This is a genomic window from Tissierella sp. (assembly GCF_032104385.1).
Lineage (GTDB): Bacteria > Bacillota > Clostridia > Tissierellales > Tissierellaceae > Tissierella.
Window position 1 is genome coordinate 1 of sequence record NZ_DAMCHJ010000022.1, and the last position, 23017, is coordinate 23017.

At 28.7% G+C, this 23017-nt stretch carries 26 protein-coding genes and 4 pseudogenes; 28 read left to right on the forward strand and 2 right to left on the reverse strand.

From position 1 onward, the window contains the following. The first annotated feature begins 1117 nt into the window (after nt 1-1117). The 10 genes from RT714_RS14840 (at nt 1118) to RT714_RS14885 (ending at nt 7686) form a co-directional block, all read left to right on the forward strand. On the forward strand, nt 1118-1402 hold the full coding sequence (locus tag RT714_RS14840) for a type II toxin-antitoxin system Phd/YefM family antitoxin (RefSeq protein ID WP_313758662.1): 285 nt from the start codon (nt 1118-1120) through the stop codon (nt 1400-1402). Beyond that, entirely contained in the window at nt 1395-1703 is a 309-nt protein-coding gene (locus RT714_RS14845; protein ID WP_313758664.1) for a type II toxin-antitoxin system RelE/ParE family toxin, read from the forward strand. Before RT714_RS14840 ends, RT714_RS14845 begins: the two co-directional genes overlap by 8 nt. 229 nt (nt 1704-1932) lie before the next feature. Further along, nucleotides 1933-2472 (forward strand): RNA polymerase sigma factor, encoded by a 540-nt coding sequence (locus tag RT714_RS14850; RefSeq protein WP_313758666.1) that lies wholly within the window; start codon nt 1933-1935, stop codon nt 2470-2472. After that, on the forward strand, nt 2465-3151 hold the full coding sequence (locus RT714_RS14855) for a DUF4367 domain-containing protein (RefSeq protein WP_313758667.1): 687 nt from the start codon (nt 2465-2467) through the stop codon (nt 3149-3151). The genes RT714_RS14850 and RT714_RS14855 overlap by 8 nt, the downstream gene beginning before the upstream one ends. Nucleotides 3152-3231: 80 nt before the next feature. Next, nucleotides 3232-3681: a hypothetical protein gene (locus tag RT714_RS14860; protein WP_313758669.1), complete on the forward strand. Its 450-nt coding sequence runs from the start codon at nt 3232-3234 to the stop codon at nt 3679-3681. A 102-nt stretch (nt 3682-3783) separates the two neighbouring features. Continuing rightward, nucleotides 3784-4332: a hypothetical protein gene (locus RT714_RS14865; protein WP_313758671.1), complete on the forward strand. Its 549-nt coding sequence runs from the start codon at nt 3784-3786 to the stop codon at nt 4330-4332. Then, nucleotides 4333-5511 (forward strand): C39 family peptidase, encoded by a 1179-nt coding sequence (locus RT714_RS14870; protein WP_313758673.1) that lies wholly within the window; start codon nt 4333-4335, stop codon nt 5509-5511. An 85-nt stretch (nt 5512-5596) separates the two neighbouring features. Further along, a complete protein-coding gene (locus RT714_RS14875) occupies nt 5597-5821 on the forward strand; it encodes a hypothetical protein (RefSeq protein ID WP_313758675.1) in 225 nt (74 codons plus the stop codon). Nucleotides 5822-6083: 262 nt separating this feature from the next. After that, a complete protein-coding gene (locus tag RT714_RS14880; RefSeq protein ID WP_313758676.1) occupies nt 6084-6800 on the forward strand; it encodes a helix-turn-helix transcriptional regulator in 717 nt (238 codons plus the stop codon). Between the two features lie 466 nt (nt 6801-7266). After that, complete coding sequence (locus tag RT714_RS14885) at nt 7267-7686, forward strand: hypothetical protein (protein WP_313758677.1); 420 nt, start codon at nt 7267-7269, stop codon at nt 7684-7686. 219 nt (nt 7687-7905) lie between these two features. On the opposite strand, the pseudogene RT714_RS14890 reads toward RT714_RS14885, so the two are convergent. Beyond that, nucleotides 7906-8233: pseudogene (locus tag RT714_RS14890) on the reverse strand (IS3 family transposase); the annotation flags it as partial. 202 nt (nt 8234-8435) lie between these two features. Between RT714_RS14890 and RT714_RS14895 the strand changes: the two are divergent. The 5 genes from RT714_RS14895 (at nt 8436) to RT714_RS14915 (ending at nt 10851) form a co-directional block, all read left to right on the forward strand. Then, nucleotides 8436-8936: a hypothetical protein gene (locus tag RT714_RS14895; RefSeq protein ID WP_313758679.1), complete on the forward strand. Its 501-nt coding sequence runs from the start codon at nt 8436-8438 to the stop codon at nt 8934-8936. Between the two features lies 1 nt (nt 8937). Then, nucleotides 8938-9288, forward strand: a complete 351-nt coding sequence (locus RT714_RS14900) for a hypothetical protein (RefSeq protein WP_313758681.1) — start codon at nt 8938-8940, stop codon at nt 9286-9288. A gap of 458 nt (nt 9289-9746) precedes the next feature. Next, entirely contained in the window at nt 9747-10196 is a 450-nt protein-coding gene (locus RT714_RS14905) for a GNAT family N-acetyltransferase (protein WP_313758724.1), read from the forward strand. 64 nt (nt 10197-10260) lie between these two features. Beyond that, nucleotides 10261-10476, forward strand: a complete 216-nt coding sequence (locus tag RT714_RS14910; protein ID WP_313758683.1) for a hypothetical protein — start codon at nt 10261-10263, stop codon at nt 10474-10476. Between the two features lie 24 nt (nt 10477-10500). Beyond that, nucleotides 10501-10851 (forward strand): hypothetical protein, encoded by a 351-nt coding sequence (locus RT714_RS14915; protein WP_313758685.1) that lies wholly within the window; start codon nt 10501-10503, stop codon nt 10849-10851. Between the two features lie 143 nt (nt 10852-10994). On the opposite strand, the pseudogene RT714_RS14920 reads toward RT714_RS14915, so the two are convergent. Next, nucleotides 10995-12095, reverse strand: a pseudogene (locus tag RT714_RS14920) (IS3 family transposase); the annotation flags it as partial. Nucleotides 12096-12531: 436 nt separating this feature from the next. On the opposite strand from RT714_RS14920, the gene RT714_RS14925 reads away from it, so the two are divergent. The 13 genes and pseudogenes from RT714_RS14925 (at nt 12532) to RT714_RS14985 (ending at nt 23016) form a co-directional block, all read left to right on the forward strand. After that, a complete protein-coding gene (locus tag RT714_RS14925; protein WP_313758687.1) occupies nt 12532-13221 on the forward strand; it encodes a response regulator transcription factor in 690 nt (229 codons plus the stop codon). A gap of 9 nt (nt 13222-13230) precedes the next feature. Further along, entirely contained in the window at nt 13231-14682 is a 1452-nt protein-coding gene (locus RT714_RS14930) for a HAMP domain-containing sensor histidine kinase (RefSeq protein WP_313758688.1), read from the forward strand. 208 nt (nt 14683-14890) lie between these two features. After that, on the forward strand, nt 14891-15547 hold the full coding sequence (locus RT714_RS14935) for a hypothetical protein (RefSeq protein WP_313758689.1): 657 nt from the start codon (nt 14891-14893) through the stop codon (nt 15545-15547). A 382-nt stretch (nt 15548-15929) separates the two neighbouring features. Next, nucleotides 15930-16062 (forward strand): annotated as a pseudogene (locus RT714_RS14940) (transposase); the annotation flags it as partial. Nucleotides 16063-16313: 251 nt separating this feature from the next. Further along, on the forward strand, nt 16314-16505 hold the full coding sequence (locus RT714_RS14945; protein ID WP_313758691.1) for a DUF4177 domain-containing protein: 192 nt from the start codon (nt 16314-16316) through the stop codon (nt 16503-16505). Between the two features lie 72 nt (nt 16506-16577). Further along, nucleotides 16578-16892: a hypothetical protein gene (locus tag RT714_RS14950; protein ID WP_313758693.1), complete on the forward strand. Its 315-nt coding sequence runs from the start codon at nt 16578-16580 to the stop codon at nt 16890-16892. Between the two features lie 519 nt (nt 16893-17411). Next, nucleotides 17412-17720 (forward strand): annotated as a pseudogene (locus RT714_RS14955) (accessory gene regulator B family protein); the annotation flags it as partial. Nucleotides 17721-17755: 35 nt separating this feature from the next. After that, nucleotides 17756-18466, forward strand: a complete 711-nt coding sequence (locus RT714_RS14960; protein WP_313758695.1) for a hypothetical protein — start codon at nt 17756-17758, stop codon at nt 18464-18466. A 9-nt stretch (nt 18467-18475) separates the two neighbouring features. After that, nucleotides 18476-18697, forward strand: coding sequence for a hypothetical protein (locus tag RT714_RS14965; protein ID WP_313758697.1), 222 nt, complete (start codon nt 18476-18478; stop codon nt 18695-18697). Nucleotides 18698-19898: 1201 nt separating this feature from the next. Next, a complete protein-coding gene (locus tag RT714_RS14970; protein WP_313758698.1) occupies nt 19899-20144 on the forward strand; it encodes a PqqD family protein in 246 nt (81 codons plus the stop codon). Then, nucleotides 20137-21198, forward strand: a complete 1062-nt coding sequence (locus tag RT714_RS14975) for a radical SAM/SPASM domain-containing protein (protein WP_313758699.1) — start codon at nt 20137-20139, stop codon at nt 21196-21198. The genes RT714_RS14970 and RT714_RS14975 overlap by 8 nt, the downstream gene beginning before the upstream one ends. Continuing rightward, nucleotides 21182-22006 (forward strand): radical SAM protein, encoded by an 825-nt coding sequence (locus tag RT714_RS14980; protein ID WP_313758700.1) that lies wholly within the window; start codon nt 21182-21184, stop codon nt 22004-22006. Before RT714_RS14975 ends, RT714_RS14980 begins: the two co-directional genes overlap by 17 nt. Before the next feature lie 44 nt (nt 22007-22050). Then, on the forward strand, nt 22051-23016 hold the full coding sequence (locus RT714_RS14985) for an ABC transporter ATP-binding protein (RefSeq protein ID WP_313758702.1): 966 nt from the start codon (nt 22051-22053) through the stop codon (nt 23014-23016). Nucleotide 23017 lies beyond the last annotated feature (1 nt).

Below are 23017 nucleotides of genomic sequence, written 5' to 3' on the forward strand. Positions count from 1 at the left end.
AATTCCGAGTATTATATTTGGTTTCTTAATTAGTACTGTATTAGATATTCTATTTAATAAAGATAATTAATGAACATCATTTTAATTATGCGCAACTGACAATTTGAAAATAATGCTTATAGAGATTTAAAATACAAATCGTAAGTATATTAGAATATAAAAATTCCAATACATCTATTTTTATATAAATTTTAAAAAACTTAATAATAAAATATGAATGGCGAAGTTTTAGGGGAATTAAGACCAAGTAAACTTCACCATTTTTTATGCCTAAAAACAGAAAGAGAGTCTAGCAGTAATATGTCAAGACATAAATAGTTAAAAATTGATATGGTATTGCTAAAAAAGATCGTGCTTTAATAAGCCTTTAGAAAGCTACAAATTTTTGAAGGCGTTAAAGGAACCTACTACCTATTAGTAGGTGGTATATAACTTAGTAGTGAGTAAAACAATGGAAGTAATTTCCTTGCAGTAAGTGCGAGGGTACGTTTGTGTTGATGTTTCGGGACTTCTTTAAACTTGGAGTTATAGTAATGCTTGAATTCGGTATCATGCATGTATAACTTATCCTAGACTTCCAAAAAATAATATTTTAGGTATTTGTTGCTTGAAGGAATTAATTTTGTATTGAGGTCTTGATAATCTCTAGGTTGATATTGAGTCCATATATACAAGACCAATATAAGGAATACTATTTAAAAAGGTTAAACAGGAATGAGTAGAATTTTCCTTAATGGTTTTTACCATCATTAAACCATAGGCATTGTTATTGGTGTATACAAAGAAATAAAAAAAGAGACAATCTTATTTATGTATGGTACATCACTAGAAGAAATAGAGCAACTAGTGCATGTGGTTCCAAATTTCCAATCAAGGAGAAGTGGTATAGTCATTAACAATTATGTTAATTATAAGGGAGGTGTTAAAGATTGCAATTATAATGTGATTAATATTAGTAATGGATGCAATAGTTGTGGATAGATTAATTTGGATTTTAAAATTAAATTCTTTTAGCACTTTTACTATATATGAAATGAATTAAAAGTATTTAGATTTATATAATAGGCAAATTATGATATAATATGGATATATAAACAAAGTAGAAAGAGGTGCTAACATGGAATTAAATATTAGGCCATCAGCAGATTTAAGAAATAAATATAATGAAATATCTAAACAGTGCAGGGAAACCAGAGAGGCTGTTATTATTACTGTAAACGGTCGTGGGGATACAGTTATTCTTGGGTTGCAGGATTACAAGCAAATGAAAGCTGAATTAGAATTGCTTCGAACTCTTGCAGAAGCGGAAGATGATGTCCAAAATGGAAGAGTGGGTTCCATGCAAGAATCTTTGGATAGAATTCGTGAATCTTTGGTAAATAGGAAGAATGAAAATGTATAAGATTATGAGAACCGACAAGGCAGAAGATCAACTGAGAGATATAATCTATTATATTGCAGATGATTCAGGTAGTGTTGATACTGCTCTCAAATATTTGGATAAAATAGAAGAATCCATTAATCGTTTAAAAGAGTTTCCTAACTCAGGAAGCATACCTAGATATTCTATTTTGAAAAAACAAGGTTATAGAGTGGTCATTGTAGAGAAATATCTTATATTTTATAAAGTAAATGAGGAAAATAAAACGGTTATTATATATGCTATAGTTGATGGAAGAAGAGAATATCAAAATTTAATATAGTCAGGCTACAATAGTCTTAAGCCCTATAGCAATTAGCTTTAGGGCTTTTTTCATGTTCATTATAATTTAATTATTAAAGAAGATGAATTTTTGGGTCAAAAGTCGGCTAAAAAACACCATTTTTTGACCCTTAAAAATAGGGCGTTTGACAGATGACATTGAATAATTTAAGTGATAAGATAAAAAGTAAAAGTAGAAAAGCTAGGGTTAAAAATGTGGGGTGAATCTTATGATAATTTATTTATCCATAATTGAATCAGAAGAAGATAAAAGCAAATTCGAACAACTTTATATTAGATACAGACAAACAATGTTTTATGTTGCTAATAGGATACTTAGAGATGAATATTTATCAGAGGATGTTGTTCACCAAGCATTTTTAAGAATTATTGATAACTTATCTAAAATAGATAAAATTGACTGTCACAAAACCAAAGGATTCATCGTTATAATAGTAGAACATATAGCAATTGATTTTTATAGAAAACGAAAACGTGAAAATAGTATATCCTTTGATGAAGTTGGAATTTATATAGAAGATGTAAAAAATAAGAGTAAATTTATATTGAATGAAATAGAAGAAGCTATCCTAAAACTTCCCATAAATTATTCAATTGTGTTAAGACTAAAATATTCTCAAGGATATACCAATAAAGAAATTTCAGAGATTTTGAGAATATCCGAAGAAAATGTAAGGCAAAGATTAGTAAGAGGCAGGAATAAGTTAGCAGAAAGCTTATCTGAAGGGAGTGAGAAGTCTTATGAATAAATATGTAATGGATGATGATTTCCTATATAAATATGTAAAAAGTGCAGAAAATATAATGATTGATAGTTTGCCTAAGGAAGAAACATTATCTCATAACTTCTCAAAGAGATTTCAAAAAAAGATGAATAAACTTATAAGACAAGAAAGAAGATCTCCTTTTATAAAAATATTTGTAAACTATAGTAGAAAAGTTGCAATTATATTTTTAATATTTATATCTATAGCTTTTGCTACAACAATGAGTGTAGAAGCATATAGGGTTAGATTTTTTGAAGTAGTCATAGAAGTATGGGAAGAATTCACATCAATAATTTTTAAGGATAAACAAAATATAGATGATGGAAAATTAATACCAGTAAATCCAACTTATATTCCAGATAATTTTAAAATTATAGAGCATGAAATTAACTCTTATGAACAATTTATATATTGGCAGAATGATAATGGTATTGAAATAATGTTTGAGCAAGCTAAAATTACAGCAAATTCAATTATAACTGATACAGAAGGTATATATATAGAAGAACTTTTAATAGGAGAGCAGAAAATTATTTATTTTACTAATAAAAATGTTAATCAAATTTATTGGAATGATAGTAATTATATTTATACCATCATTTCAGAATATGATAAAAATGAGCTATTAAAGATGGTTGAAAGCATAATAAATAATAAATAAAAAAATAATTTTAAATTAGGTGTCACAAAAGACTCTTTTCATTCGTTAATATAGTAAGAACAAATGAAAGGGGTCTTTTTATGATTAAGAAAAAACTAATTAGAATTGGATTATTAAGTGTAATGTTATTGCAAATATTAACACCAACTTTTGCTGAAAAACATGCTTTACCACCAATAGAACCAGTGGGGAATATACCTATAATAGTTCCATACATGAAATATACAGCAAAAGCTTCTACAAATTTAGTCATTGATTCAAAGGGCAATGCTACAGTAACGGCATCAATTGATGGCTATAAAGGGGTTACAGACAAAGTTAGTATAAATGCTGAATTACAGCAGTATAAAAATGGAAGATGGACAAAGGTTACATCCTTCTCTGATTCTGATAATTCACATCGTATAAGAATATGTGAAACTACAAAAGTGTCAAAGGGTTATAAATATAGAGTTGTGACAAAAGTAACTGCTATACACAATGGAGATAAAGAAACAAAGACTATCAAAAGCAGTGAGCAGAAATATTAACTACCAAGTATGAGAAGAGGCGGTGGTTAATATGAGAATGTAAATTGACGTCCTAATCATATAAAAATTTGAAAACGAAAAATTAAGTAAGGAGGATAATTTATGAAGAAGCGATTAATAGCAGTTGCTTTAGTGTTATTAGGTATTTTAACATCACTTGTTTCAGTTCAAGCTCAATCCATTGAAGAACAAGTTGATATAATCAACAATGCGGTAAGTGATGTTGAATTTCATTATCTAACTGAGAAGATTTTAGAACAAGGTGTTTATAATGCCGAATTAAATCGGATGGAATACATTGTAGAATCATCTAATGAAGCTACAGTTTTTGGAAATGCAAATGACATAAGGGTTATAAGAACAGTGTATGCATATTACTATCTCAATGGGCGACAACACAAAGTTGATGTGATACACGTAAAGCGACAAGGTAATGAAACATGGGAAGAAACAATTAGAAGTTACAATGAATCTCATAGTTTCTCTAAGGAATATACTTCTAATTGTTACAGGTCTGGTGAATACGGATACTATGAATATGATTATGTTTGTTCAAAATGTAAACACAGAAAAAAAGGTGGAGTGGATAAAATTTATATTGGTCCTGGAACGGGATTGCCATTACCATACAATCAAAAATTGCAATATTAAATGAATGTTGAGGAGGTAAAAACAATGATGACAAGTAAAAGTAATAGAAATTTAAAATTAAAATTAATACCACTCTTGTTAATTTTAATAGCGGTATTTTTAATATTCAGTTATAGTGTTCACGCTAAAAGTGTAGCAAATGTTGATATGGAAAATAATTATAGTTTTGCAAAAATCCTCTTAAATAAAGATGGTGCTATTGGCAAGATTGATGGATATTTGCTACCACAAAGGAGGATAAACCTTTTAGATGTTAATTCAGAAGTTGTAGCTGAATATATAGAGTTTGAAAATGAATCGAGAGAATATGTAGGATATATAATTACAGATGTTCATAGTGGTCATATCTATGATTACAGCAATGAAGGGAATTTGTTTGAGGGACTTTTAATCAAATCCGGATTGACATATGACGATGTTTACGCAGGAAAGGTTTATTTTGTGAATCCTTTTGAAATTTATGTTGAACTATCTGATGGAAGAATTATTGACTTAATGCCACAAAGTGGTATTTATTCTTCAGAGATTAGCAGAAGTCAATTAGAGCAAACTTTTTCTTTACGACAAGTTGAATATAAGTCTCATATTGAACCTGAGCTAAAGAGTTTGGAAGTCCCAAATACAACACTTATGCGAAGTGCTTCTTTTACACCATGTGTTACATCAGATTTTGATAATTTGAAAATTGTTGATGCAAATGGAAGAAGAGTGTATCCGCATGATCATTGTTCGCCAACAGCGGCAACCACAATAATGAAATACTTTAAACACCTAGGAGAATCAAATCTTTCGAGTTCATACAGCAATAATGATGTTTTTGCAAAATTTTATATTGCTATGGACACTAATGGAGGTGCAAGTGGTACAAGAGATGAAGGTACTGCACGTTCTAAAATTGCACCTTCATACACAAAAGTTGGAAGAGATTTAGGAGCGAAACCTAGAAAATCTTCCAAACTTTCGGAGACATCATCCAATACGATGATTAATGCGTTAAATGGAGGAAAACTTCTACATGTTTCTGTGGATAAATTGGGTTCATCTAAAGGAGGACATTCAATTGCTGTTGTATCTTACTCTAATGGTTATTTTAAGATAGCAGATGGGTGGAGTGCTTATTTTAGAAATGTTTCTTATTCTGATATGTCTGTTAAACAGGTTGTAGGAATTAACTATTAATTATGGATATATGGTTATTACAAAGAAGCGACCAAGACTAAAAATCTTATTCGCTTTTTTAATTTCAAGAAAGGAGGTTGCCTAGATGGTAAATGATGAAGTTAATAATAAAGCTATAAATATTGAAATTAAGGTTGCACAGTATTCTGCAAAAGCTATATTAAAAGCAATGAAAAAGATTATGGAAGATGCTGCTGAAAAAAGTCAGCTACTTGCAGACTATCTCAGTGAAAAACCAAAAACCAATTCAAGAAAACTTAAGGATATGGTAAAGAAAGGTCAGCTTGAAAATATTGATTTACAGAATTAAGGAAAAACGCCATGAACATGAGAGATAAAAAACCAGGCATTTAAGAGAAATCTTAGATGTCTTTTTTATTGGGAAGAGGTGAAGTGAATGGACTTTGATTATTTTTATGGAAGATATAAAGATATTAATAGCATTAAATAATATGAAGAAAATGAAGTGACAATTATGATTTGCAATATTGCAACGGTGCATTTCACTTTTGTAAACTAGGAGTGGTAGAATAATGTTGCTGGGCTAGTTATAATATAAGCATAGGAAGGAAGTGGAAAGAGTGACGTTCGGAGAAAAAATTTATAAGTTAAGAAAACTGAATGGATTATCTCAGGAACAATTGGCTGCTAAACTAAATGTTTCAAGACAATCAGTCTCAAAATGGGAATTGGGAGCAATTCCTGATATGGATAATGTAATCAGAATAAGTAATTTTTTTGATTGCTCCTTAGATTATTTAATGAAGGATGATATTAGTGAAATGAACAGAGATAGCAGTATAAGTGAAAAAGACATTTCAATTAAAAAGCGTAAATTCAAATTAACTAAAAGTTGGATAATTAAAATTGTTGCAACATTACCTGTATTTTTACTATTAGCTCTGTGGGCAATCTCAAAAATTGTAGAGTTTCCAATAACACATCAAGATTCTGGTTCAAGTAACATTTATACTGGGTTTTCAGGATTCGTTGATTACTTTAGATTAACAGGAGTTGTATATGTCTGTATTATTATATGGATAATAAGCACTGTTGTAGACCTAGTATGGCGACTATATACTTTCCCTGGCAAAATAGGAAAAAAATTTTTGTTCTGTTATCTCATTCGTTTTGCATTAATAATAGTTAGTACATTTTTATTTATTTATGGATTTTTGAATCCTTGGAAATTCAACTGGACAATACAAACTGTTTTTACTTTAGTTATTTATTTTGTAACAGTGGTGTCTCTATCTATTGCTATAAATTATTTTGCAGAGAAGGAATAAGTACACAAAATCAATAAAGAGATATAGGAATTAAGGTTTGGTTGTTGTTTTTTTGAAAACGGAAATACTACATTAAAAAGACTATATCCTGATGAAGGAAATGAGTTCCTAAGGTTTCACCATGAGAATAAGAATATGTAAAATATTATAATATTAAGTTATTTGTCATAAAATAGTAATGTTATTCGTTATAATTCCGTAAAGAGTATTTTAATTATTATTAACGTAGGATTAATTTATGGAAGCAAAGGCTGGAAAAGAGTTGTTAAAAGAGATTTTAATAAATTGAACCAAGGAAAGATTACTACCTATTCAAATGGAACAAAAGTTGGACAATTACCAGATGGCACAAAAATAAATGTTAGACCAGGTAGTAGCAATATTAGTTGAGATAAACCTACTCTTGAAATTCAAGGCAAGGGGAAATATAAGATAAAAATAAGGTATTAGGCAGGTGATAAGAAATATGTTAGAAGATAATTTTGATAAAAATTTTAAAATATGGATTCCTCATCAAGATGTTGATGAAGTTTATGATATGGAAAATGCAGGCTTTCAGAGAGATGAAGGGTTTGTGGTATTATTAGTTCCAGACCATTTCGAGAAAGATAAACGTTCAGAATATAATTTAAAACTAGTGTGGGATGATGTATTTTCCTATATAGTTACTGATGAAAGTTATAGACCGGAGATGTGGAAATCTAAAGAGGATTCTAATAACAAGATATGGACCTTTTATATAAGTGAATCTTCAGATTATCTAAATAAATTTAGAGAAGAAAATTATCTTGTACCTGAAAAAACATATCATTTTCTTATAGGAGGAACAAATCGAATGATTGACATCATATCTTCTGAATATCCAAAAGTTACTTTTATTAAATAAATTAAATGTTTGAGTGGGATTAAAATAAAAAACTAAAGAAGGAAATAAAAGTATTAAAGAATTGAAAAAAGAAATAGCTGTAAAAAAGTTAGGCAGTTTAAAACAAAAGCTAAAGATTAAGAGATAGTTTTAATTGACACTCAGAATGATTTAAATAGACTTGTGGATTAGCAACTCTTTTTTAGATAAAATCCCACTTAATATAGATTTTATTTAATACTATGATGCTTTTACTAGCTTTAGAGCATTTGATTCTTTATATTCGATTGGCGAAATATAACCTAAAGAACCGTGAATTCTCAGGTTATTATATAAATAAACATCCTCTGCTAAGTCTAATTGAAGTTGCTCTAGGGTCTAAATTTTTTTCGTATATGAATTCTGTCTTCAATATTTTATTAGTAGTCTAACTAACCCCATTGTCATAAGGAGTTTCTTTATTACTTAGAGACCTTTCTATTTTAAAAAGACTCAAAATACTATCTCCTAGTAGGTTATCATAGTCATTACCACAATCTCAATAGAAAGCTTTTATATCTTTTAATGTAAGAGATTTAAAGAAATAAGGTTAGTTTAGTAAGGATAGCATAAGTGATAATTAAGAGGTAAATCTTTGCTGGAAATGAACTTTTATAAAAAGGGTTGACTTTCCACCATAAATGACTTACCCTTAAATCAATAGTTGGAAATGATAATCGTTATCAATTGGTTTCGATTTGTTTTTAGTTAGTAAAGGAGGAGAATATAGCATGGAAGTTGATTTTGATAAATTAATATGTAATTTTACAAACAACCATTTTGGCGTAGAAATCATACACTATAATTCAATAGATGTTGGAAGTAAAGGTTTTGAAAAAACTGCTCCATTACCAGGTTTTATATTTCCTATTAGTGGAATAGCTCAGTATTCTTTCAACGAAGCCTCTTATATTTCAGAAGTAGGTACTATAATACATGGAGGAGCCAATATGGATCTGGAGAAACAAGTTATTGGAAATAATAGATGTGAGAATATAGTAGTTTTATACGATGTTAATTATTTAAGCAAAGACAAGCTAAATTTACATGATCTGCATTTTAAATTAGATATAAGAAAAAACACCAATCTGATATCTCTTCTATGGAAATTAAAAAACATTTCAGAAGAAAAACATGAAATCGCTAGATTTAAAAGGCAAAATATATTTAGAGCTATACTAGAAGAAATTTTTACAAGTGTACAAGATCCTGAAGATAAAGGTACAGATTAATGTGTTCATAGATGCAATTCATAATTCAAAAATAGTAGGACAAGCATATAATGTAACACATCCTGAATCTGTTAGTTGGAGTGAATATATTGATATAGTTATGAAGATAGTTGGAAAAAAGGTAAACATACAAAAAATAGATTCTAAATTAAACATAAATTCAAGACAATATTTTCCGTTCAGAGATTGTACTTATTTATTAGATATATCAAAGCTTAGAAAAGATGGATTAAGTAATCCTAAGATAACTTTAACAGAAGGATTAAAGCGGACATATGAATGGTATTGCAAAGAAAAACCTTCTTTAAATGATAAAAAAATGATAAGAATAGAAGAGGTACTGAAAATGTAGTAATATTTAATTTGTTTTAGTGATTCATTAGTCTATTGATTTAGAAACTATATACAAATGTCAATGAATTTTTTGCACCTCCCGTGATGCTGACCAATTCGCTAGTATTACTGTAAGTGCTGAAGAACTTGTCACTAGTTATATTATCTAGAAAGATAGTAAAAATAATCGTGCTCCTGTATTTCATGCTATTAGTTTTAAAGATAATAATTTAACGAAATAATCAATGAAAAAACTATCCACCGATATATAAGGTGTATTTAGCTTGTGTAATAACTGACCTTAGAAAAGATATTTGAACTAAGTATAGTAAACTCAGGGCTAAATCCAATTTGTAGATGAATTATTACGCATAACTTATATTATGTAAAAGGGAGATATATTGTATGAATTAGACAATAAATATTGAAACAAATCGTTGTATATGAATCCCTGTACCAGAGATTCATGTAAAAGAAATATTTAAGCATTTTAATGAACGAATAATTACATATATGGCTCCACAGGTGCCTAAAAATATAGATGAGACATATGAGATTATAAAAAGGTTTATAAATAGCAGAGAAAATAATACAGATTATATCTATGCAATCACTTTAAAATCAAATGATGAATTTATTGGAATTGTTGCATTACATAATTTAAAGGATGAAATGCCTGAACTTGGTATATGGACTAAGGTTTGTTCTCATGGAAATTATTACGGTAGAGAGGCCATTGGTGGTATAATTGATTATGCTAAAACTTTAGGGATTAAGAAATTTTGTTATCCTGTTGACAAAAGAAATATTCCGAGTAAAAAAATAGCAATTTTTTATAATGGTAAATTGTTAACAGAGTGTAAAAAAATTCAAACTTCTGATGGACGAATATTTCAAGAGGAAATATATAAAATTATAATTTCGTAGTATTTATATTATAGTCATCAGTAGTAATGTACGAAGTAGAATTGTGCCTAAAGGAGGATATATAATGATTATTTGGTTAAATCGTGCATTTGGTTCTGGAAAAACGACATGTGCCTTTGAATTAAATAGAAGACTTCCTAATTCCTTTGTTTATGATCCTGAAAATATTGGATATTTTATTCGTAATAATACACCAAAAGGGATTCACAAGTCTGATTTTCAAGACCATGGACAATGGCGATTATTTAATTATGAAATGTTAAAATATATTGCCACGTAATATTGGGGTATAATTATTGTACCTATGACCATCAATAATCATCAATATTATGAGGAAATAATCCAAAAACTTATAGATGATGGTATAATTCTAAAGCATTATATTTTGTATGCTAATAAAGAAACCATATTAAAACGATTGAATAAACGACTTGAACGAGGTGAAACTTGGGTAAAATCTCAAATTGATCGTTGTATTGAAGTTTTTGATACTGAAATTACTGAAGAAAAAATCATAACAGATAATAGAAATATTGGCTATGTCGTTGAAGAAATTGCAAAAAGAAGTGGAGTAATTCTTTTACCAGACAAAAGAACATTTTTGAAAAAAGGGATTGATAGAGCAATAACCTTAATAAAACATATACGTCAATAAAGAGATCTTATTAATTACGATGCATAATTTACGTTCTGCATCGTAATTGATAAAAAATAATACTTAGTCAAATTTAAGATGAAAACTATAGATGTATTAGAATCTTTTATATTCTAATACATCTATTTTTATACAATGGATCGTCAACACTTATTTAGACAGTTTTTAAGGTTATGTAATTTATATTGTCTAGGGCTTAAATATCCTAGTGCCCCATGAATCCTAATATTATTAAACCAATTAACATAGTCTGCTAGCATAATTTCTAACTGCTCTAAGCTTTCAAAACGATAGTTATTAACAAATTCAGTTTTAAATATTTTGAAGGTGGCTTCAGCTACAGCATTATCATAAGGACAGCCTTTCATACTTAAAGAACGCTTAATTTTGAATGTATCTAGGACTTCATCTATTATTTTATTTTTGAATTCGTTACCTCGATCTGTATGAAATAAAGTAATATTATCTAACCTAGTTTTAATCTTTGAAAATGCTTTATAAACAAGCTTTGCATCCTTGTTAGTACCAGCGCTATAACCTATTATTTCTCTATTAAATAGGTCAACTAACATACATACATACATAGTTCCATATTTTATTAGCTCTAATATATGTTAAATCACTGACTACAGTGGCATAAGGCCGATTTGTATTGAATTCTCTATTTAGTTCATTGGCAACCTTTGATTCATTACATTTATCTATATGAGGCTTGAATTGAGCAACTGTATAGTTTGATACTAAGCCATTTTGCTTCATCATTCTACCTATTTTTCTTCTAGATACTATATAGCCTGCTTTTTTAAGCTTTACTTTGATTTTTCTAGTGCCATAGTTGTTTCTATTTGATTTAAATATATCTATAACCTTTGGTGCTATCTCATCTGTAGACTCTTTGACTTTTGATTCATAGTAATAGGTACTTCTAGGGATTTGTAGGACTTTACACATTGCTGATATACTGTATTTGTGAGTATTACTTTTTATCACATTTACTTTCGTCCAAATATCAGCGCCGCTTGCTTTAAAATATCATTCTCCATCTTTAATTGTTAATTTTCTTCTGGGGAACGATTATCTTTTTCCTTGAAAGATCCAGTAGTTTGGCTTCTTTTGATCCAGATATTAAAAGCGGTAGGTGTTAAGTCATATTCAGCCATAATATCTTTCTTAGGCTTACCACTTTCGTATAGTTTCACCATCTGTTCTTTGAATTCAGGGGTATAGGTTCTTCTTTCTCTCTTGTCATATAAACTATTCTCCTTTTAATATATTGATATTAGTTTACATGACCTTAATTTAGTTGTCTAGTTTATTGTAACCTATCCAGAAGCTTATCTACAACACTAAAAAACTACAATACAAATACGTCAAGGGCCAATTCGTGGATTTAATAGAAAGTATTATATCTTAGCTAAGAACAAGTATGTTGGCAATCAAACTATAGTTATGAAGGTTTTTTTAATTTTAACGGTGGAATGTGGATTTGAGTGTCATGAAAGAGCAAAAACTTTTTATAAAAGAACAATATTATTACTTAACCAAAAGGGAATATTTGAAATCATAATTATATTATTATACAATTAAATAGATAGAATAAAGTTTTGTATTGATAAAATTCTACTATTAAGAGTATTATCTGCCTAAAAATTGTAAATTTAAGGGGGTTAAAAATGATATATGAGTTATTCAATTTATGTAGCTGATGATGAAAGAAATATAAGAGAATTAATACAATCTTTTTTAGAAGATGAAGGATTTAGGGTCAAATTATTTGAGACTGGAGATGCACTACTTTGTGAGTTTGAAGAGATTCCTGCTGATTTAGTTATATTGGATGTCATGATGCCGGGAACAGATGGATTTAGCATTTGTTCATCCATTCGCAAAAAGTCGGATGTCCCGATTATTTTGCTTACTGCTCGTGGAACCGATGCAGATTATGTTACAGGTTTTACATTGGGTTGCGATGATTATTTTGCTAAGCCTTTTTCTCCTATTAAACTTACTATGAGAGTTAAAGCGATTTTTAAACGACTATCAAAAGAGAAAGAAAAAACAACAGATGACAAACTGAACTTTGGTGACATTGTGTTATATCCCATGCAAAAAACAGCATATTGTAAAAATAAAGAATTAAAACTTACTAATACAGAGTATTCACTACTAAGTTATTTAATTGAAAATAAGGACAAGGCAATTTCCCGTGAAGAGTTGCTCAATGTAATATGGGGTTATGATAGTTTTGTAGAAACAAGAGTTACTGATGATACAATAAAAAGGTTGCGAAAAAAAATACTTACTCATAATAGCAATATATCCATTGAGACAGTTTGGGGATTTGGATTTAAGTTGAATCTGAAAGATTAGGCGATAATAATGAAAATAAAACAAAGAAAAAAAGTAAAAAAATTAAAGTTAAGTCTATTTTTAATTCCATCCAGTGTAATACTTATAGCATTTTGTTTAATATTAGCAACATTTAATATTGTAATTCATCAATATATAGAGAAATTAACTGCTAAAGAAATCAATAGAGAGTTTAAAATTTTTGATATATATTACTATGGTTCTAATTACTTAAACAATCATCAAAATAATGGGAAGGATAAAAATGATTTGGAGTTTTTCATTACAGTCTACTATGCTATACTTGATGAGAACTACAATGCTCTAATACCAAATGATAAATTATATTCAGAGTTAGAACAAGAAAGAATACAAGTAATTGCAAAATACTTTAGAGAAAATCGCAACATTATTAGTAAGAATCAAGCAATTATGTTAAAGCATGATCGCAATACTTTTTACATCAAACCCAAAATTTATCATGGGAAATCTGATGGATATTGTGTTTTAAAAGATACTTCTCATGAAGCAAAGGATTTTACTGTAATCGTATATGCCAATATAACACCAATGCAAAATTTCGTGGACTTAATACACAAGATATTAGGTTTATTAATGATCTTGTCAGGAATTATTTCAATCTTTGTTATCTTAAGAATGACAAAAAAAATTGATAATTCTTTCAATAAGTTAAAAAAATATATTATAGACGTAGGGGAGCGTAAGGCTTTACAAGAACTAGATGTATTAGATTACCGAGAGTTTAACGATGTTGGAAAGACAGTACAAAAAATGTCAAAAATGATAGACCAAGCTGAAGAAAGTGAAAAACAATTTTTTCAAAATGCGTCACATGAATTACGTACTCCTTTGATGTCAATACAAGGATATGCAGAAGCCATTGAATCAGGTGTTATCAAGGACAATAAAAAATCAGCAAGTATCATAATCAAGGAAAGTAAAAAAATGTCATCTCTAGTTGATGAAATCTTGTTTTTATCCAAAATGGATATGGATCATAGTAAAATGAATCAAGAAATAATTGAATTAAAAGAGTTGATATACGACTGTTCTTGGAGAATTAAAGGTAATGCCGATAAAAGAAACCTGAATATTGAACATATTTTTCTTGAAGATAATGCATACATATTTGGAGATGAACAACGCTTGGAGAGAGCTTTTTTAAATGTTCTTTCCAATGCTACACGGTATGCAAAAACAACAATTAAAATTATTTGTGAAGGTAAAGAAGAGAATATTGTTATATCAATTATTGATGATGGAAATGGAATATCTAATAAAGATTTGCCGCATATTTTTGAACGATTTTATAAGGGAGAGGATGGGAATTTTGGAATAGGATTATCGATTACTAGGGATATAATAAATGAACACGAAGGAAATATTAATGTAATTTCTCAGAAAGGTAATACAAGATTTGTTATAAGTATTCCAAAATATAAACGGAAGAACTTCGCCTAGCTATGTACTATAGATTTAGGAGAAAATCATATAATTATATAAATTTACTTAATACAATTTTGCCACATATCTGCCACAAACTTGATACAGTTTTAAGGATATTTTTCCCAAATGTTTTGTTTATAATAAATACAGATGGTAAGTTAAGACAGAATTCTTAACAATATAAAATCATCTAAAATAAAATTAAGAGGAGATGTTAAACAAAATGTTAAATCAAAAATCAAAAATTCTAATAGCAGGTATGCTGACTGTGGCAACAGTAATGGGAGGATCTGGTATTAAAAGTGAAGCAGGTATGTTAAAAGATATGAACTCTAAAGAAACAGTATCTATTCAGACCATAGATACTTCTAGTCAACCTGATATTACAAAACGTTTCGGAGAAATGAATTTCTTGAGTCAAAGTGAAAAACAAAGGTTGATTGATGAGAAAAATGCCGTTAAACCGTATTACAATAAAATTGACAGTCTTGAAAAAGAAATTCGAAAAATAAGTGACAATATTATGAAAGACGCAAAGGAAATACTTAAAGAATATGATTCAATTTATTGGGCAAATATGACTTTGTGGATGAAGTTAGATTCTGAAGTTCCAGAAACCCCTTATGATAAACTTCCTAGCAATACAGAGCGTATCAAGACATCAAAAGTACTTACAAAGAGTGAAAAAGAAATTTTAAAAAATGATGCTAAACGCTTAGATGAAATTGATGCTGAAATCCAAAAATATTACGATAAGGTAGAAAAAGCAACAGCTACTTTGGGCAAACAAATTGATATAGAGTATGAAAAGATTGAAGCAATTAATCAAAAGAATAGTGATATTTGGCAAAAGATTCATAAAAACATGGATGGTAAATAGAATATAATACAGTATTACCTTGATAACAAAAATTAGTTACTTAGCAGAGGACTTTAAAATTATATAAAGATTAAAACAGTGAGGATGCGTATTGCTATGATTTAGGGTCATAGAAATACGCATCCTCTTTTTATAAACCAATAGATTTCTTGAAAAATGATTAATATTGAAACTTTCCTGCACAAGAACAACCAACCCATCATGAGCCTTCTAAGATTTGTTGCCCCTAATACTAGATAGATATATTCTATATAATATCTCTAAAAATATCTGGATCAAATCCTTTGGTTACTTCAATAGTTGCTTTACCTATAGTAACTTTTAATTGCGGATAAATTTCTTTCATATTCGGCTGGTGATTTTTTAGATATTTGTTCCTTAATATAGGAAACAAATAATATATGGAAATATAAGCAAGGTATTAAAAGAATACTAAGACAAATATGTGAATATAAGGGTGTAGAAATAATAGATTCAGAAGCTTGTAAAGATCTCTTCATATGCTAGTTAGTATACTATCAGGGAGGATATCTACTTAGGACATCATTATTGACCTCTCAAGCCATGTGAAGATTATAATTCTGATGACGTACTGTTGTGATAATAAGAAATAATCGAGTTTGACCACAACATATACTGGTTTGAAGACGAAACTTGGGTCGAAAAATGGGAAAATTAGGTTGATAAGTAAATGGTTGAATAATATACTATGGATGAACATAAAAGTAGAAAAGTGTGCTGCTATAATTAATAAGGAGGAAAACCTATGTATCAATATAAAAATGTAAAATTAGCTCCAAAAGGATTTGTTGTATCAGAATTAGAAAATCATAATGAGATAATTGATAAATATGCTAAAGAAGGTTGGAGATTAGTACAAATTTTCCCTATAAAATATGCCTCTAATGGTATACCAATGGAATTTGAAATTATTTTTGAACGAGAAATAGATAATTAGTATTAAGGATTTTATTTTTATATCAGTAGTATAACGTATAATAATTAAAATAAACTAATAGAGGTGAAAATATTGGTTAAAGAAAAAAATAAAGCAAGGTTACTTTTATATGGAAGCATTTTTTTAGCTATTGCATTAGGGGTATATGCTCAAGATATTGCTTATTTTTTGTATAATAATTTGGCTATACCTTTAATGGTAGGTATAAGCATTACAACAATACTTAGCATGCTTTTCTTCTTGGGTCCACCTATATTGGTATCCAGAATTAATAAACAAAATAAAGTTGGAAAGAAAGAAATTAATATATATTTAGGCATTAATGCTTTAATAGGTATAGTTATATCTACATTTTCATTAATTATTTTGATAGCCTGGTTAGGTTAATATATTAAATGCTGAACATAATTTATATTTCATTCATTTAACAAATAAGAAATAATCTAAATAATATATACAAAGATTTAGTAATGAAAGCTATAAATGTATTAGGATATCAATATCTTAATGCATTTGTATTTTTATACAAATCTAAAACTAAATATAGAAAATAAAGAGGCAAAGTTTAGGTCAATTATAGATCGATATAAACTTCATTTTGGTACTATAAAAAGTGTAAATACAAGACATCAAATAAATGACGTTGAGTATTTGCACTTGTTTTTTTACAATAAAAGAGTAATTGACCCAGTGTGGGTCTTTAGGGGTTATAACATTCGTCATAAAACTATCAGCCATCTCTTATTGTAGCATTTGCTTAAGCAAGTTTGGAATAATTTATTCTTATAAAACTCTTAGTTCATGACATTAAAATATATAATTCATGACAAATTATGGCATAAAAGTATAAAATTGTTATAATAAAAGCAAATAAATAATTAATTAACAGAGGAAGGGGGATATCACGCGAGTACTCCATTCAGATGTTACTTATTTTCTATTACAATGATAACAGCTGTACTTTGGTTAATAAAAATAATTCCTTGGAATGGTTTTATTTGTTTTATCATTACAATAGTGTTAAGTATAATTATATTACTAATTGCACCTGTGGAGGATAGCAATAAGCCTTTAGATCAAAAAGAAAAGATAATTTTTAAAAAATGGATAAATATTAATTTATGCATTTTAGCTGGATGGACTATATTCTTTTGGTTTATTGGCATGATTTGTTTTATGCTTTTATTGGGAAAAAATAAAGGAGGGGTTTTATAATTAAAAGAATATTTAGCTTATGTATTGCTGTGTGTTTGCTGCTTACTGGAATTACAGGAACTGCTTTAGCAGATAGTGGTATTGAGGTTAAATTGGAAAATCTTGAAAAACAAAAAGAAAATAATTTGATTTCAATAAAAGAACAACTAACACAACAAGATATGATGGTACATTATTATATTTACGAAGAAATAATTGAAGAAGAATATAATGCTCTGAAAAGAAAAGTTGAAAACGAATATGGTCTTCGATCACTTTACAGAGCTGATGATAAAGTTAGATTAAGAAATGGTGGGCAAATATTCTATAAAATGGGGGAAAATATAACTAATGATCTAAGAGGATACGCTTTTTTAGTGTCAGATTATTATACAAAAAGACAAACAGAAGATATAATAAGAAAATATGATAGAAATAACAGAATAACATGGAAAGATTTATCAAGATTTGTAGTTGAAACTGTTATATCTGAAAAAAGTAAAATTCCTTATATAGGATCCTTATTAATTGGGATAGAAGGTACAAAATTAGCTAGAGATTATATAACATGTGGAGTGTGTGGTAGGAATGCAGAAAATTTAACAATAGAATTAGACAGTAGGATGGCTAATTATCAACAAAAACGGTATGTTGTTATGAAATTTATTCATGACGAAAAACATATCGTTTTTAATAATATTGGGGAGGTCAAGAAAAGAAAAAAGATTTTTGATGGGGTTGAAGTTATTGGTGCTATGATTGCATAATATATAGTTTTGATTTTTAACAAAAAGGCAATATACAGTTCAATTGGTATTGTGGTATTTGATACTAGAGAGTTTGTTAAGATTATAGTGGATAGGAAAACAAACGAATTTGTCATAGGTTTATATTTTAGAATGATTGAGAAAATGACAGTTTTTGAAGACAAGGTAATAGTTGGCATCCTTGATAGAATAGAGACTGAGTTTAGAGCTGGTTGGAATTTGATGTGGTAATTTTATCAGCCTTTTATTCGATAAAATATGGAACATAACGTTGGAATTTGTCGGAAAGATATACTTGAGGCAATGTTAAATAGTGGTATAATGGTATTGCATATGGGAAGAGTGGCTATTTCAGTATTATTTATAAGGACTAAAATACATATTTTCGAATTTTTAAAGTTATTATTTACATGAGAGTATTACTATATATAGTGGGACTTAATATAATCAATACGATAAAAAACGTAATTACTTTAAACATATAGCTTGCTTTTTCTCTTGAAGCTTATTATTTACAACTATAAAGTATCATTTTAATGAGGGAGAACAGGTTATATATAGATTAATAATATTATATTAGTTAGTTATAGAATATAAATTCAAAACTATCTACAAAAATTAGATTTAAATTATCAAAAACATTAATATATTAACAAAAAAGAGAATAGAAAAATAAAAGTTTGGACTAAACTTTTAAAATTAATATTTAGATGATTGAGATTAAGCAATTAAAGATTTAATAGCCAGCGGTTTATCATAACTTTTAGTCTTAAATAAATTGGTTTAGCAAATCAAGTAAATTACTTTGATTTTGATTATAAAATTTATCAAAATTAGTAGAAATATCACAAAGATTTAACTGTTTAGCTGAAACTGGCATAGGATTCTCCTTTCTTTTTTCTTTGAGTTATATACATCTTGTTAATGAATATATACCCAAAGTGAGGGTAATCCATCCATTTCAATATAAAAAACATAGTATTAATATGAGTTGTAGAGTTTTGCGACGAGCTATAATACTATATTCAAGGGGGGGAAAATAAGATGAAAAAAAATCAAAAGATGCAAAAACCAAATTTCACAGTAGTAGAAATTACTGTATGCATGAGCAAGACGGGTTGTGGTGCAACTACAATTAACTAGAAATGTAGTAAAGCAATTTATAATGTAGTGGCAGGTACGGAAAATTGACCTGCTACTACCAAATTGCATGTTAAAAATTGACAGCTTATGCGTTTGTTTTTATGTTATGTTAACATAAACTTGATAGTTTGATATAAGTCCAAATGAAAAGATTCATAAATATATATCTTTTTCTTGCTTTTTAAAAAACATGTAGATACACAAGTTTGTAAGTAATATTTATCGTATATATGAATGAAGAAGGTTAGTTTAGTGAAATTATATTATGTTATTGGAGGGATTGAAGAAAATGAAATTAAAGGAGAATTTAATCTATAGAGAAGAAGATGCAGTTATTTTTAATACGGAAAAGGGTAAATTAATCGAGTTAAATGAATCTGCTAATGAAATAGTGAGACGTTTAAATAATAAAACAAAAAGGCAGATTATAGAAGAATTAAAGTGCCTATATCCAGATAGCCTTGGGGAAGAAATAGAAGAGTTTTTTGAAGAATTTATTGTAGGTGCAAAAAAGGAAGGTTTGTTAGATGAATAAATTTTTTTCCAGTCCACTATATGTTTGTTGGGATGCTACTTATAGATGTAATTTAAAATGTTTGCATTGCTGCTTTGGGAGCAGAAATAATAATGATAGCATAAATGAAGAACTAACAACATCAGAAGCTAAAAGGCTATTTGATGAACTATCGGATTTAAAGGTAATATCTTTTCAATTTGCCGGTGGAGAACCTATGATCAGAAAAGATTTCTTTGAATTAGCGGAATATATTTGTAGAAAAAATATCATCACAACTGTAGCAACCAATGGGCTATATATAGATGAATATGCAGCTAGAAGGATGAAAAACATAGGAATACGAGGAGTACAAGTTAGCGTAGACGGTTTTAACGAGGAACAACATGAGTTTATTAGGGGGAAAAATACTTTTTTGAAAACTATAGAGGCAATTAACCATCTGATAAATGCTAGAGTGCCTGTTTCAATAGCTACTTTGGTGTATAGGAAGAATGTTGATGATCTATATACATTAATTGATTTTCTAAATGGCATTGGAGTACCAAATATGAGATTGCAATTTCTACTACCACAAGGCAATGCTGTTGATAATTTAGATGAGTTATTTGTTGATTTAAATGAGATAAAGAAAATAATTGATAAACTTTATAATCATCCGCTTATCAAGCAGAAGAAATTTAATTTAATATTACCATGTTTTATTCCCAGCATAATTGGACAAAAAAGTTTTAATACTGGAAAAAGTTCTTTCTTAACTAATAATTGTGGTGCAGGCACATGTAATGTAAATATTAATCCATTTGGAGATGTGACAGCCTGTGGGATTTTAACTGATGAAAATTGGATATGTGGAAGTATTAGGAAGGATAGTTTGAAAGACATTTGGAATAAAAGCGAAGGTTTTTCCATATGGAGACAAGTTACGCAGTTAAAAGGTAAATGTAATTCCTGTGACATACTGGATGAGTGCAGAGGCGGATGTAGGGCTAGTGCATATCTTACAACTGGAGAGATAGACGCATCTGATCCGCTGTGCTGGAAAGGAGTAGAGACAGATGAAGCGACCTGTTAGCTGCGAATGGAATATAACAAACTATTGTAATTTAAAATGTTCATTTTGTAGTATGAATTGCACTAATCAAAAGGATTTTGAAAACCTTGATATTAGCAAAATAAAAGAAGTAGCAAGAAAAATTAAGGAAGTTGGATGCATATATGTATCATTAAGTGGTGGAGAACCCATGAGTCATCCATTGTTTTTTCATATTGTTAAGGAACTCAGGGAACAAAAACTGGAAGTTACTCTGACTACTAATGGAACCTTTATCAATGCAGATAATATCAAATTACTTGAAAAGTTAGGAGTTAAATGGATTCAAATTAGCTTGCATGGAGGGAATCCAGATATGAATAATAGTATAATGGGAGGCAATGCATATAGTGCCATTAGAAAGAGTATTGAGGTAGTAAAAAGTAGTAGTATAGGAGTATCAGTATCTTCGGTAATAACAGATGAAAATGAAGCATCCATAAGAAAGTTGAATGAAGAATTAAAATTGGAAAACATCCCTCATATTATAAGAAAACTCAAGCTAGTGGGCAGAGCTGCTTTGGTTGAAGAGGAATTAGATATAAATGAAGAAGTTGAAATAAAAAGAGTTAGTGAAAATTGTGGATTATTCTTTGCCATAGCAGCTAATGGAGATATTCAACCATGTGGGGAATTTAAAATAAGATTAGGTAATGTATTTGAAGATAATTTAATTAATATCTGGGAAAACAGTGTGATACTAAAAATGTGTAGTAAGGATTCAAAATGTTTAGCGGAAATATACGAAAATAATGGGAAATTTAGAAAACAAATAAAATCAATGATTTAGACATTAATCTATGTCTAAATCATTGATTAGAGAGGAGGAATAAGATGGATATGATAATTAATTGCACAAATATACATAAATCATATATCAAAAGGAAATGGATTAAAGTTGTAAAAAGAAATGATGTACTTAATAACTTAGATATTAAAATAAGAAAAGGAGAGATTTACGGCTTATTAGGGCTTAATGGAGCAGGTAAAACCACCCTTATTAGATTAATCACAGGTATTTTATTACCAGATCAGGGAACGGTTGAATTATTTGGAATGAGCTACGATAAACATGAGAAAGAAATTAAGTCTAGATTAGGGGTAGTTATGGGGGGAGACCGTTCACTATATTGGAAACTGTCTGCGGAAGAAAACTTAGAGTTTTTTGGTACTTTATATAATGTACCAAAGAAAAAACTTAAGAAAAATATAGAAATATATTTGGATTATGTGGGGTTAGGAGAACATAAAAAGGATTTAGTTGAAACCTATTCTAAAGGCATGAAACAAAGATTACTAATAGCTAAATCCTTAATAAATGATCCTGAAGTTTTAATTTTGGACGAACCAACAGTTGGATTGGATATACAAGTAGGATTTGAATATAGAAAGCTCTTAAAAAGGCTAAATGAAGAATTGGGTTTAACCATATTATTAACTACCCATTATTTACATGAAGCAGAGGAGCTATGTTCCGTAGTAGGTATATTAAAAGAGGGAAGAATTGTTGAAGAGGGAACAATTGACCATTTGAAGAAAAAAAATAAAGTAGAAGAAGTGATTGAATTTAAATTAAAATCTGAGATGGATGATAATATGGAAAAGGAGATTTCAAATCTTGGGATAATAAATAAATTAACTGCTGACAGCCATTTCACATATCAAATAAGGACTAGCAATACATATACGGAACAAATTATCGGCTTATTAATTTCTCAAAGCCAAATAGTTTCCTTAGAAGTAAAAGGGATTACTTTGGAGGATATAGTTTCCAATTATTTTGAAAAAGGGGTTATTTAGT

Bases quoted from the DNA above. Each gene is read 5' to 3' on its own strand.
- RT714_RS14925 (WP_313758687.1), top strand. From the start codon at position 12,532: ATGAGTTATTCAATTTATGTAGCTGATGATGAAAGAAATATAAGAGAA.
- RT714_RS14970 (WP_313758698.1), top strand. From the start codon at position 19,899: ATGAAATTAAAGGAGAATTTAATCTATAGAGAAGAAGATGCAGTTATT.
- RT714_RS14855 (WP_313758667.1), top strand. From the start codon at position 2,465: ATGAATAAATATGTAATGGATGATGATTTCCTATATAAATATGTAAAA.
- RT714_RS14885 (WP_313758677.1), top strand. From the start codon at position 7,267: ATGTTAGAAGATAATTTTGATAAAAATTTTAAAATATGGATTCCTCAT.
- RT714_RS14870 (WP_313758673.1), top strand. From the start codon at position 4,333: ATGAATGTTGAGGAGGTAAAAACAATGATGACAAGTAAAAGTAATAGA.
- RT714_RS14935 (WP_313758689.1), top strand. From the start codon at position 14,891: ATGTTAAATCAAAAATCAAAAATTCTAATAGCAGGTATGCTGACTGTG.
- RT714_RS14850 (WP_313758666.1), top strand. From the start codon at position 1,933: ATGATAATTTATTTATCCATAATTGAATCAGAAGAAGATAAAAGCAAA.
- RT714_RS14915 (WP_313758685.1), top strand. From the start codon at position 10,501: ATGACCATCAATAATCATCAATATTATGAGGAAATAATCCAAAAACTT.
- RT714_RS14845 (WP_313758664.1), top strand. From the start codon at position 1,395: ATGTATAAGATTATGAGAACCGACAAGGCAGAAGATCAACTGAGAGAT.
- RT714_RS14840 (WP_313758662.1), top strand. From the start codon at position 1,118: ATGGAATTAAATATTAGGCCATCAGCAGATTTAAGAAATAAATATAAT.
- RT714_RS14945 (WP_313758691.1), top strand. From the start codon at position 16,314: ATGTATCAATATAAAAATGTAAAATTAGCTCCAAAAGGATTTGTTGTA.
- RT714_RS14895 (WP_313758679.1), top strand. From the start codon at position 8,436: ATGGAAGTTGATTTTGATAAATTAATATGTAATTTTACAAACAACCAT.
- RT714_RS14985 (WP_313758702.1), top strand. From the start codon at position 22,051: ATGGATATGATAATTAATTGCACAAATATACATAAATCATATATCAAA.
- RT714_RS14875 (WP_313758675.1), top strand. From the start codon at position 5,597: ATGGTAAATGATGAAGTTAATAATAAAGCTATAAATATTGAAATTAAG.
- RT714_RS14975 (WP_313758699.1), top strand. From the start codon at position 20,137: ATGAATAAATTTTTTTCCAGTCCACTATATGTTTGTTGGGATGCTACT.
- RT714_RS14860 (WP_313758669.1), top strand. From the start codon at position 3,232: ATGATTAAGAAAAAACTAATTAGAATTGGATTATTAAGTGTAATGTTA.
- RT714_RS14980 (WP_313758700.1), top strand. From the start codon at position 21,182: ATGAAGCGACCTGTTAGCTGCGAATGGAATATAACAAACTATTGTAAT.
- RT714_RS14930 (WP_313758688.1), top strand. From the start codon at position 13,231: ATGAAAATAAAACAAAGAAAAAAAGTAAAAAAATTAAAGTTAAGTCTA.
- RT714_RS14910 (WP_313758683.1), top strand. From the start codon at position 10,261: ATGATTATTTGGTTAAATCGTGCATTTGGTTCTGGAAAAACGACATGT.
- RT714_RS14865 (WP_313758671.1), top strand. From the start codon at position 3,784: ATGAAGAAGCGATTAATAGCAGTTGCTTTAGTGTTATTAGGTATTTTA.